Source organism: Streptomyces sp. NPDC052107 (assembly GCF_040680215.1).
GTDB lineage: Bacteria > Actinomycetota > Actinomycetes > Streptomycetales > Streptomycetaceae > Streptomyces.
On record NZ_JBFAWG010000154.1, the window covers coordinates 1 to 10194 of the forward strand.

The window sequence follows — 10194 nt, forward strand, 5'->3', positions numbered from 1 at the left end:
GGCACTTCCGAGCCGTGGAACGACCTCCAACCCCGTGACCTGCACTTTCAGGCCCGCAGAACCTCCAGGGCCCCCGAATTACGTCGAACCCGGGTCCAGGTGCACAAATCGCCCCACGCTGCGCGACAGGAGCATCGGCCAGTGGATGTCGGACACCTCCCTCGACAGGCAGACATCGTAGGCGGCTTGCGCGCGATGGCCAGGCGGCGCCCGTGGCGCCTGGCGGGGCAAGACCTCCACGGCATGCGGCCCATGGCACTGAAAACCCAAGGGCCGTCCAGGTTAGAACCGGCTCACGGCGCTGAACGGTCCTCCCGCCGATCCGGCGCCGGCTCGTTCGTGGACACGCGGGGAAGAAGGGCCAAGGCCTGCTCGGCAGCCCCGATGACAACCTCCGCTGCGGCTCCCGCCCTGCCCAGGGCCTCCAGTCCCCGCAGCACAGCAAGGAGAAGGCTTGCGAGCCCGTCCGTGTCCGCTTCGGCATCCAGCGAGCCCTCCTCTTGGGCCCGGGCGAGGCAGTCCGACAGCTCGCTGTGCATGACGCGGACAGTGGCCGCAGTCCGCTCGGCGACGGTCTTGTCGACGGCGCCGAGTTCCGTGGCGCTCCTGGCCATCATGCAGCCGCGCCGCTCCACGTCCCTGCTGATCGCTTCGGAGATGTCGCACACAAAGCGTTCCAGCTGCGGGAGGGCCGGTCCCGGGCCGCGCAGAGCCGAACGCCAGGCTCCGATCGCGTCACTGTTGTAGCTGTCCAGAGCCTGCAGGAACAGGGCGTGTTTGTCTCCGAAGGCCCCGTACAGGCTTCCGCGTCCCAAGCCCGTGACGGCGCTCAGATCGTCGATGGAGGTTCGGTCGTAACCGTGGGACCAGAACTGGTCGCGAGCAGCCCGAACAACTTCCTCGTCGTCAAACTGCCGAGGCCGGGACATGAGAAAACTGTACGCCGTGTACGGGGCATTGCGGGGAGAAGGCAGGGCAGTACGAACCTGTTTCGAGGCTCGCGACACCGGCTCGCCCAAACGGCCAGGCTTGTGCCCGCCCCGCTCGCCCTTAGAAGGGCACACCGGGCACTCCTATGACCCGATGAACGGAAGAAACGGCGGAGGCGCCTTCGCCGACTGCGGCGGCGACACGCTTGATTGACCCATGCCGTACATCGCCTGCGGCAAAGACGCGGGGAATACTCGTTTCAAAGGGAAGAGGGGAGCGTTGCAGTTCCTGCCAGAACGGCCTCAGATCTTTGTCAGCAATGTGCACATCGGTATATATAAATCCGTCCTTGTCGGCTGCGCAGGCATCATTTAGCCAGTCGGTTGCCGGTGTTGCACCTATGAAGCAGAAAAGCCCGCTGCATCTCAGTAGTGATTCGACGCCAGTGGCGGAGTTTCTGATCCTGATGGCCTCCAGGGAGTCTTCCCCTTCGAGTGCGGTCACTTCGCTTGACGTATGCACGGTAACGCGTGGATCCGCGAGGAGGCGGCGAACGAGATAGGAGGACATGCGAGCCCCGATGTTGTCGCGGCGCAGGATGATGTTCACTGCAATTGATTTACCGGCCAGGAACAGGGCTGCTTGCCCTGCAGAGTTTGCCCCTCCCAGCACGGCCACCGGTCTGCCTGCGCACGAACGGACTTCTAGCTCAGTCGCAGCGTAATAGATTCCCGCGCCTTCGAATTGTTTCCAGCGGGCGATTGGAAGGGACCGGTAGCGGGCACCGGTGGCGATGATCGCGGCGCGTGCAAGAATATCCGTGCCGTCGGACAGGGAAATCTTTATCCGGTCGGCAAGGGGCTTAAGACTTACGGCACGCGAAGGCGAGTAGAGGCGAGATCCGAATTTCAGCGCCTGTACGGCGGCAAGGCGGGTCAATTCTGCACCGCTGATTCCGTTAGGGAATCCCAGGTAGTTCTCGATGCGGGAACTTGCTGCTGCCTGTCCTCCAGGGCCCACGGCATCAAGCAGGACAGTTCCGAGCCCTTCCGACGATCCATACACCGCGGCGCCCAGCCCGGCAGGGCCACCCCCGATGACAGCGAGGTCTATGTCTTCATCCTTGATTCTTTCATGTGAAAGTCCCAGATTCATCGCGAGACTTCCGGGTGTGGCGTTGCGCAGCGAGCGCCCCGGAAGGAGAACGGCAGGCAAATCACCTGCGGTGAGCGAAGCAAGCCCCATCAGCAGCAATCCGTCGGGGGTTGCGTCGTCCATCCAGCGATACGGAAGTGCCATGTGTTCAAGGTACGAGCGCAGCGCCATGCACTCGGCAGAGGAAGCGCTTCCTATGACCTCGATGGTATGCGAGGCAGACTCCATCAAAATTTCACGTCGAGCCCTGAAAGCGGTGAGCAGGATGTCGGAGAGTGCGGTCTCGGTTTCCATCAGCAAGCGAAACCGGTCGGGTGGAATTCGATAGATGCGGCCACCCGTGGCGGCGCGGGCAGGGAGATACACGAACTGCCCCGTGAGAATGCTGAGTTCACCGATAAATTCTCCGGGTCCGAAGGTGACAATCACCTCCTCGGGATAGCCCGGCCCTGCCTCTCTGATGATTTCAAGCTGACCCTTCTCGATTACCACCAGGTCATATTTTTCATCTCCCAGTCGGAATATGAATTGCCCTGCGGAGATGTTCTGCGGAACACCGAACTCGAAAAGTCGGGACAGCTGGTCTTCCTTAAGATGAGGATAGGCTCTATCGCCCCAGATTCGGCGGCCTGGTTGTCGCGACGGCATGATCAACTCCCCTAGATCGAGGCATTACACCGGCAGTCGGCCCCACGCTGTACTGACACGCCAGTCATTCAATGAGGGGCCGCCCGCCCCCGGCGTGCACCGCGCGCAGGCCGGGCACGGGCCCTGCCCGACGGGGCTCGGGCTACGGCGGGAGGCTCTTGAGCGCGATCTTGGCCAGGCCCAGTCACTGGTCGGCATGGGTCTGGGGAACTGCGACCCAGTCCTTGAAGGGCTGATTCTTGCCGGAGGCATCGAAGAGCTCGGAGCCGGGAAGGGCCAGGGCTTTCGTGTGCGCGGGAGTGCCCTCGCCGAGTTTGAAGGCGAGGTAGTCCCCTTTGAGGCATGCGAAGGCCTTGCCGTGGACTTTGAGGGCACGTTTACCGAACAGTATTCCAATCGAGACCCCCAGACGGGTGAGTTTATCGGCGACACGGTCGAAGAGTTCGTCGGGGGTCATGCGCCGGTCCTGTCGTGGAGGAGATAGCTGATTGCGGCTATGGATCAGGCAGGCGCATAAGATCGGTCGCCTAGGAAAACCCGTGAAAAGACCTCCGCTGGCAGGCGGGCCAAGCCGTCTTCCGGCCTCGCATCGCGGCTACGCCGACATGTGGCGGCCGTATTCAGACCTGGACAAGGCCGCCGTCGACGAAGAGTTCGGCTCCCGTGGTGAAGGAGCTCTGGTCAGAGGCGAGAAAGACGGCCGTGGCGGCGACTTCGTCGGGGCGTCCTATCCTGCCGAGGGGAATTTCGTTGGCGAGACTGTCCGCCAGTTGCTGTTCGCCCTTTGCCGGGCTGCCCAGACCGCGGATGCCCGGGGTCTCTATCGGTCCCGGGCTGAGGGCATTGACACGGATGCCGCGCCCCGCGAGTTCGGCGGCCCATGTGCGGGCCAGGTTGCGGATGGCGGCCTTAGTGGCACTGTAGACCGTCATGGCCTGGACGCCCATAGACGCGTTGGTGGACGAGAGCACGATGACCGAGGCCCCGTCCGGCAGCAACGGGAGGGCCTTCTGGACTGTGAAGATCGTCCCCTTGACGTTGATGTCGAAGGTCGAACGGTACTGCTCCTCGGTGATCTCCTCCAGCCGCGCCAGCTCGCCGCCGCCGGCGTTGGCGACGACGACATCCAGCCGTCCGCTGCCGCCCTGGATGATCGCGAACAGCTCATCCAGAGCGTCGAGATGCGAGACATCACTTTGTATGCCGATGGCCCGCCCCCCGAGGGTTTCCACAGCCGCGTCAAGTTCGGTTTTGCGTCGCCCTGTGAGGTACACGGTGGCGCCCTCGGCGACGAACCGACGGGCTATAGCCAGACCGATCCCGGTCGAGCCGCCAGTCACCAGGCTGATCTTGCCATCAAGCTGTCCCATGATGTCCACATCTCCCTTGCGGCAGCTCGACCAGAGGCCGACTGAAGGGCCAGCGCGCCGGCACGCGGCAACTCCGCCCTCATCGACGGCGGAGTCCTCCGCCGTCCTACCTCACGGAATGCATGGTTTAGATGTATTTGTAACTATTAGTAAAGAATCCTAAGCGGGGCGCTGCAACTGGAGGGGTACTCGGCTGCGGAGTGTCGAACCCTGGATCAGCCAACGGAAGGGCTCTGGCAGCGTCTCAAGCTGAGCGGTGCCAGGAGCCCGAGGTGGTCGAGCACATCCGCGAGTTTGACGTCGAGTCCTTGTCCGATCGCGGCGATCTCGGCGCTGCCGAAACTGCCGCGGCGACATCAACCCAGTCCGCGCCCCAGTTGGATGGAGCGATTTTCGTGTCGTTTTCGGCGGTTGCGGCGACGGAGAGCACTTCGGGGTAGCCCGCAGGATAGACGTGGTCGTTCAAACCAAGGTCGCCGGCGGTAGCCACGACACTGACTCCGGCTTCGGTGGCTACCTGGACGGCCTGGTGCAGCACGGGATCGTCCGCGTCGAAATGGAGGGAGAGGTTGGCGACGCGGATGTGCCGCGCACGCGCGTTCTTCGCAACCCAGTCCAGGCCCGCCGCAACAGCGCCCACGCTCGTGAGACCGGTGACGTCGACGACTTTGACGGACCACAACGGTGTTCCGGGGGCTGTGCCTTCCACTCCGTAGCCGTTGTTGAGGGCTGCGACGATCCCGGCCACGTGGGTCCCGTGACCGAAATAGTCCTGCGTGCTAGGGCTGTCGGAAAAGTTGACCGCACCGTTCACGTGGAGGTCGGGATGGGTGTAGTCCATGCCGGAGTCGAGGACCGCCACTCCGACCGAGGCGTGCGCCAGTACCCGGGTGGCGGTGCTGGCGCCGATCCGGAACAGCCCCCACTGGTAGGGGCGTCCCGGGTCACCGGCATACGGCACCCCGCCTCACTTTGACGTGCCTCCCCGGAGCGCCTTCCTGGCGGCGCCATGATTGGTGCCACCGCTGGCCTTGCGTACGTTCAGACGCGTTGACCGGTCAGGTTCCACCAGCTGCACCTGTGGATCGGCGCGTAGCGCTGCCGCCTGCTGCGCCGTCGCATCCACGCTGTACCCCTTCAGTGCGTATCCGCCCGCGGTGACGTCGTACACCTGATGGACGGTTTCCCGCGCCTGCTGGTGCTGCGCTGCGAAACTCGCCTCGCGCTTTCACGAAAAGTGGTGGGCGACAGGTGGCCGCGAAGCCCGAACATTCCCTTGGCCTGCGTCGATAGGGATTTCTGGGGTCCTCTACGTGGCGATGCAAGAGGCACTTCCCAAGTGAAAGTAGCGGGTCGTACTTCTGTTGTGTCCGGGTCGATGGTGGCGGGCCCTGGGGCAGGGCCTCGGCGTAGTCGCGTGACGTCGGTTTCGTGATCATGTGAGTCCGAGGAGGGTGAGCGGTCGGCTGGCGTCGCGGGCGTTGTGCCGGAGGCCGGCGGCGATGCTGCTCTTCCCGGCGAGGCGAAGCGCGCCGATGGCGAGGTTGCGCCAGGTCGCCATGGCGCGGGGTGCGGAGCCGGTTCCCAGCTGGGAGGCGTCCTCGGCGAACGTCATGCCTCGGACGTGGTGCAGGGCTTCGATCTTCCAGTGGCTGCGGGTCAGCCGGGCGAACTCGGCGGGTGTGGCCTGTTCCGCAGTGAGGCTGGTGACCGCGTAGACAGTCTTGATGCTGACCTTGCCGGTCTTGCGGTCCACTCGGTGGCGCTTGAGCTGGAGTGCCTGGCGGGCGCCGGGAAAGAGCAGGCTGTTCACCGTGCACACCTTGATGCGGCGGATCTCGCCGCGGCCGTGGCCGGTGTCGCGGGTGCGGCCCTGCAGCGGGATCTGCTTCCAGGGAAGGGACTTGAGCTGCTTGTGGAGCTTCTTCTGGTTTCCTTTCACGGGTCACGATGTAGTGCGCGCCTCGGGCGAGCAGGTAGCTGGCGTGCTCGCGCTGGGTGTGCATCGCGTCGCTGGTCACGACCACGCCCGCCAGTTCGGCGAGGGTCTCCAGCAGAGGCTGGAAGCAGGTGATCTCGTTGGTCTTCTCGCCTACGTCGAGTTGGGCCAGGACCAGGCCGGAGAGGTGGTCGCAGGCGGCGAGCAGATGAATCTTGCGGCCCGTGGCCCTGGCCGCTCCGCGCAGGGTCTTGCCGTCGACCGCCACTGCGCGAAGTTGACCCACGGCCCCAGCGCGCCGGTCGGCCAGCCAGCGGCCCACCGCCCGGTCCAACGCGTCGTCGTCGATGCGGCCCAGCAGCCGCCGCACCGTCGCCTCCGCCGGCAGGCACCGCTTCGGAGACAGCGGGTCGGGCCGTACGCCAAGGCGCTCCAGGACGGACGGCGGGGCGTCGGTGATCCACTCACCCACCGCCAGCAGGGAGGTCGCTCCGGCCAGAACCGCGCACGCGGTCAGCGCGAGCACGACGACCAGAGCGTGCCGTACGCCGCGCGGATCGCGAGGGTCGGGCACCTCGGCCAGCCGCTCCAGCAGGCCCGGGATCTCCTCGGGCACGGCCCCGCAATGCTCGCGGAGTTGGTCAAAGGCAGGCGGGATCGGCGATGATGCGTCGGCAGGCACGGTCTTCCACTCGGATCACGGGGTGTCGAGAACTCCATGATCTTGGAAGGGCACGTCATTCGCCTGCGGCGTCCTCGGCTTCCCAGCGCAGCAGGTCGCCCGGCTGGCACTTGAGCACCTCGCAGAGCGCGGCGAGCGTCGCGAAGCGCACCGCCTTGGCGCGGCCGTTCTTGAGTACCGCCAGGTTGGCGGGAGTGATCCCCACGCGGTCCGCGAGCTCGCCCACGGACATCTTCCGCCTGGCCAGCATCACGTCGATGTCGACGGCGATCGGCATCAGATCACCTCGTCCAACTCAGCCTGCATCTGCGACGCTTCGACGTCGCGCGCGACGGCCTGGGCGAGCAGCATCCGCAGCACGAGGACGATGAGCGCGACCCCCAGGATGGCCACGCCGACCCCGCCCATGATGACGGTGACGCCCGGGTCGTCTCGCTGGCCTGGCGCATTGATGACCGTGACCGCGAACCACAGGAGGGCAGCCCCAACGATCGCGCCGATCACGCCGTCCACGTACCGGAAGGCGGCGTGGGAGAACACGGTTCCGCGTCGCACCATCGTCACCAGCCGCCATACGCAGATCAGGGCGACCTGGGCCGTCAGCATGCCCAGGATCGTGATCACCCGCAGCGCGGTCAGCGGGAGCGACCCGTCCTCCGGGTCGCTCCCGCTGACCAATGTCCACACCATCAATGCCTGCACGAACACGGTGCCGGCGAGCACCACCACGAGCACGGCGCGCAGCGCACGCACGGTCAGCTTTCCCATGACCCACCCTCCCATCGAAGCGCGATGGGAATCTATCGAGTTTCGATAGGTGAAGCAAGGGCTGGGACGAAGGGTGAGCGGCACTTTCGCACGGCGGCAGGACGTCGCCGCCTCCCGTGGCATGGCGCGGTTGCGCGAACCGTCTTGATCTTGTCGAAGTCGGCCTCACTTGAACACAAATCGGACGCCACCCGACTATGCCGAAGCCTTGGGCCCTGGGGTGGCCTCGCAGGCTGGCGGGGTGCTGGTGGTCGAGACGGTCCGCAAGTCCGCCCTGAACCATGCGATATCCACGGCTCTGGCACCATGGCGCAAGCCTCTGGCTGTTCCGGGCAACGGCCTGCTGGGCCTCGTGCTCGCGGGAGCTCTGGGCGGAGGCCGAGTCACGGAATCTGGTAGCGAAGTCGCGGTGTCGGGTTTCTTCGAGACGGCGCCCCACGGCCGCTCCTGGACTCCGACCATGGATAGAGTCGAGCTTCTTACGGGTGTCCTGTCCAAGACCGGCGACCTCATCGAGGGCGTCGACGCCGCCCAACTCAGCCACCCGACTCCGTGCGACGACTACGACGTCGAAACCTTGATCGACCACATCGTCGGATGGCTCCTGCTGTTCAAGGCCAACTGTCACGGCCGGACCTACGGCGGCGACGCTGCAAACCACAGGTGCGGCGCCGATCCCGCCGCCGAGTTCCGTGCCGCGGCGGCCGGCCTCGTTGCCGGATGGGAGAAGTACGGCTTCGACCGCAAGGTCGCCGTCACCGGCAGCAACAAGCTGCCGGCCGAAACGGTGTTCAACATGACGGTCATGGAATACCTGACCCATGGCTGGGACCTGGCGACCGCCACCGTGCAGCCGATCCCCTTCACCGACCAGGAGGCGGCCGAGACCCTGACCCGCGCAGAAGCCACCCTTCCGCCGGAGTACCGGGGCGAGCACATGCCCTTCGGTGAAATCGTTCCCACCAGCCAGGACGCGTCAGCCGTGGATCGGCTCGTGGCATTCCTCGGACGCGAGCCGGTACCGCCCCTGAACGAGTAGCCGTTCGGCGGGCTCCGGTAGCCTCCCCGCCTTCGTGAAGCTTGGTGTCCGACGGGTGGTCAGACAAACGAAAAGTTCCCCTGACCAGCAAGAATGAAGACTGTCGAGGTCGTTGTTCCTGCCACCGTCGGAGGCACTTCCCAGGTGAAGAAGCGTATCGGGTCCTACCCGCATATCCACGTCGAGAGTGGTGGCCGGGCGGTGGTCTCGCAGGCGGGAGGCGTCCTGCTGGTGGAGACGGCCCATAAGACCGGGCTGGACCGGTCGATATCGGCAGCTCTGGCGCCGCGGCGCAAGTCACGGGCGGTGCACGATCCGGGGAAGATCCTGCTGGATGTGACCCTGGCGGTCGCGCTCGGCGGGGACTGTCTGGCTGATGTGGGAATGCTGCGGGCCGAGCCGGCCGTGTTCGGTCCGGTGGCCTCCGATCCCACCGTCTCCCGCCTCATCGATGTCCTCGCCTGGGCCAGGCCGAAGGCCCTGGCAGCGATCGGCACCGCACGGGCCCATGTCCGCGAACACGTCTGGAAGTTGGCCGGACAAGCCGGACCAGACGCCGACGGACAAATGATCGTCGACATCGACGGGGTGCTCGTGCTGGCCCACTCCGAGAAACAGAGCGCCGCCGCGACCTGGAAGAAGACGTTCGGCCACCACCCGCTGGTGGCCTTCGTCGACCACGGCCGAGGAGGGAGCGAGGAGCCGGTCGCGGGCCTGCTGCGGCCTGGCAACGCGGGCAGCAACACCGCCGCCGACCACATCAGCACGGCCCAACTCGCCCTGGCCCAGCTGCCGAAGAAGTACCGGGGCGGACGGCGGACACTGATACGGACCGATTCCGGAGGCGGCACCCACGAGTTCGTGGCCTGGCTGGCCAGGCGAGGCCGGTGGCTGTCGTACTCGGTCGGCATGACCATCACCGAGCACATCCACCACGCCGTTCTGAAGATCCCCGGCTCGGCCTGGACAGCGGCCACCGAACCCGACGGAGAGATCCCGGGACGGCGCCTGGGTCGCCGAGCTCGACGGCGACGTGCTCAAGGGCTTGGCCGAAGGGAATGCGGCTGATCGTCCGCAAAGAACGCCCGCACCCCGGCGCCCAGTTGCGCTTCACGGACGCTGACGGACTGCGGCCGACCTGCTTCGCCACCAACACCACCGGCACGGCGATCGCCGCCCTCGAACTGCGCCACCGCGAGCGGGCGAGAGCCGAGGACCGCATTCGAGGAGCCCGTGCCACCGGCCTGCGCAACCTGCCCCTCCACGACACCGCGCAGAACCAGATCTGGCTGGAGATCGTCCAGCTCGCTCTGGACCTGCTCGCGTGGATGCCGATGCTCGCCTTGACCGGCCGGGTCCGGCTCTGGGAGCTCCGCCGCCTGCGGATCCGTCTGTTCTCCGCCGCCGCCCAGCTCGTCACCACAGCCCGCCGCCGGCACCTGAAATTTGCGGTGCACTGGCCTTGGACCGATGTGATCACCGACGCGATCGAACGTCTGCAGGCCTGCCCGAACCCTGGCTCACCAGCAGCGACAACCCACCCCTACAACCAGAACCCGCACTCCGATGCCGTGTCGGGTAGCCGGAGGGGGTTTCACCCTCCGGCCCCCACAGAACCGTGCGTAACAGTCTCCCGTTACACGGCTCTTGCCGTCCTGATCGT

Annotated in this window: 9 protein-coding genes and 4 pseudogenes; 3 read left to right on the forward strand and 10 right to left on the reverse strand. The window is 65.8% G+C overall.

What is annotated here, in order from left to right; translation table 11 throughout:
• Window positions 1-293: 293 nt before the first annotated feature.
• The 10 genes and pseudogenes from AB0M27_RS44905 to AB0M27_RS44950 form a co-directional block, all read right to left on the reverse strand.
• Window positions 294-1019, reverse strand: coding sequence for a TetR/AcrR family transcriptional regulator (locus AB0M27_RS44905; RefSeq protein ID WP_365731656.1), 726 nt, complete (start codon window positions 1017-1019; stop codon window positions 294-296).
• Window positions 1020-1050: 31 nt separating this feature from the next.
• Entirely contained in the window at window positions 1051-2733 is a 1683-nt protein-coding gene (locus AB0M27_RS44910; protein WP_365731658.1) for an FAD-dependent oxidoreductase, read from the reverse strand.
• A gap of 184 nt (window positions 2734-2917) precedes the next feature.
• Window positions 2918-3190: a hypothetical protein gene (locus tag AB0M27_RS44915; RefSeq protein WP_365731660.1), complete on the reverse strand. Its 273-nt coding sequence runs from the start codon at window positions 3188-3190 to the stop codon at window positions 2918-2920.
• A gap of 163 nt (window positions 3191-3353) precedes the next feature.
• The gene (locus AB0M27_RS44920; protein WP_365731662.1) at window positions 3354-4103 is read right to left on the reverse strand and encodes an SDR family oxidoreductase; all 750 of its coding nucleotides are present in this window, start codon (window positions 4101-4103) and stop codon (window positions 3354-3356) included.
• 244 nt (window positions 4104-4347) lie between these two features.
• On the reverse strand, window positions 4348-5064 hold the full coding sequence (locus AB0M27_RS44925) for a S8 family serine peptidase (protein ID WP_365731664.1): 717 nt from the start codon (window positions 5062-5064) through the stop codon (window positions 4348-4350).
• A gap of 6 nt (window positions 5065-5070) precedes the next feature.
• Window positions 5071-5289 (reverse strand): annotated as a pseudogene (locus AB0M27_RS44930) (protease inhibitor I9 family protein); the annotation flags it as partial.
• 249 nt (window positions 5290-5538) lie between these two features.
• Window positions 5539-6045: a transposase gene (locus tag AB0M27_RS44935; RefSeq protein WP_365731669.1), complete on the reverse strand. Its 507-nt coding sequence runs from the start codon at window positions 6043-6045 to the stop codon at window positions 5539-5541.
• A 61-nt stretch (window positions 6046-6106) separates the two neighbouring features.
• Window positions 6107-6724: pseudogene (locus AB0M27_RS44940) on the reverse strand (ISAs1 family transposase); the annotation flags it as partial.
• 55 nt (window positions 6725-6779) lie between these two features.
• On the reverse strand, window positions 6780-7001 hold the full coding sequence (locus tag AB0M27_RS44945; RefSeq protein ID WP_057613216.1) for a helix-turn-helix transcriptional regulator: 222 nt from the start codon (window positions 6999-7001) through the stop codon (window positions 6780-6782).
• Window positions 7001-7492 (reverse strand): DUF2975 domain-containing protein, encoded by a 492-nt coding sequence (locus AB0M27_RS44950; RefSeq protein WP_365731672.1) that lies wholly within the window; start codon window positions 7490-7492, stop codon window positions 7001-7003. The genes AB0M27_RS44945 and AB0M27_RS44950 overlap by 1 nt, the downstream gene beginning before the upstream one ends.
• Before the next feature lie 169 nt (window positions 7493-7661).
• On the opposite strand from AB0M27_RS44950, the pseudogene AB0M27_RS44955 reads away from it, so the two are divergent.
• From AB0M27_RS44955 to AB0M27_RS44965, 3 genes and pseudogenes are all read left to right on the forward strand, one after another.
• Window positions 7662-7817 (forward strand): annotated as a pseudogene (locus AB0M27_RS44955) (IS1380 family transposase); the annotation flags it as partial.
• Between the two features lie 135 nt (window positions 7818-7952).
• On the forward strand, window positions 7953-8531 hold the full coding sequence (locus AB0M27_RS44960) for a TIGR03086 family metal-binding protein (protein WP_365731674.1): 579 nt from the start codon (window positions 7953-7955) through the stop codon (window positions 8529-8531).
• A 144-nt stretch (window positions 8532-8675) separates the two neighbouring features.
• Window positions 8676-10051: pseudogene (locus AB0M27_RS44965) on the forward strand (IS1380 family transposase); the annotation flags it as partial.
• Window positions 10052-10194: the final 143 nt, after the last annotated feature.

Bases quoted from the DNA above. Each gene is read 5' to 3' on its own strand.
- AB0M27_RS44910 (WP_365731658.1), bottom strand. From the start codon at position 2,733: ATGCCGTCGCGACAACCAGGCCGCCGAATCTGGGGCGATAGAGCCTAT.
- AB0M27_RS44915 (WP_365731660.1), bottom strand. From the start codon at position 3,190: ATGACCCCCGACGAACTCTTCGACCGTGTCGCCGATAAACTCACCCGT.
- AB0M27_RS44920 (WP_365731662.1), bottom strand. From the start codon at position 4,103: ATGGGACAGCTTGATGGCAAGATCAGCCTGGTGACTGGCGGCTCGACC.
- AB0M27_RS44945 (WP_057613216.1), bottom strand. From the start codon at position 7,001: ATGCCGATCGCCGTCGACATCGACGTGATGCTGGCCAGGCGGAAGATG.
- AB0M27_RS44950 (WP_365731672.1), bottom strand. From the start codon at position 7,492: ATGGGAAAGCTGACCGTGCGTGCGCTGCGCGCCGTGCTCGTGGTGGTG.
- AB0M27_RS44960 (WP_365731674.1), top strand. From the start codon at position 7,953: ATGGATAGAGTCGAGCTTCTTACGGGTGTCCTGTCCAAGACCGGCGAC.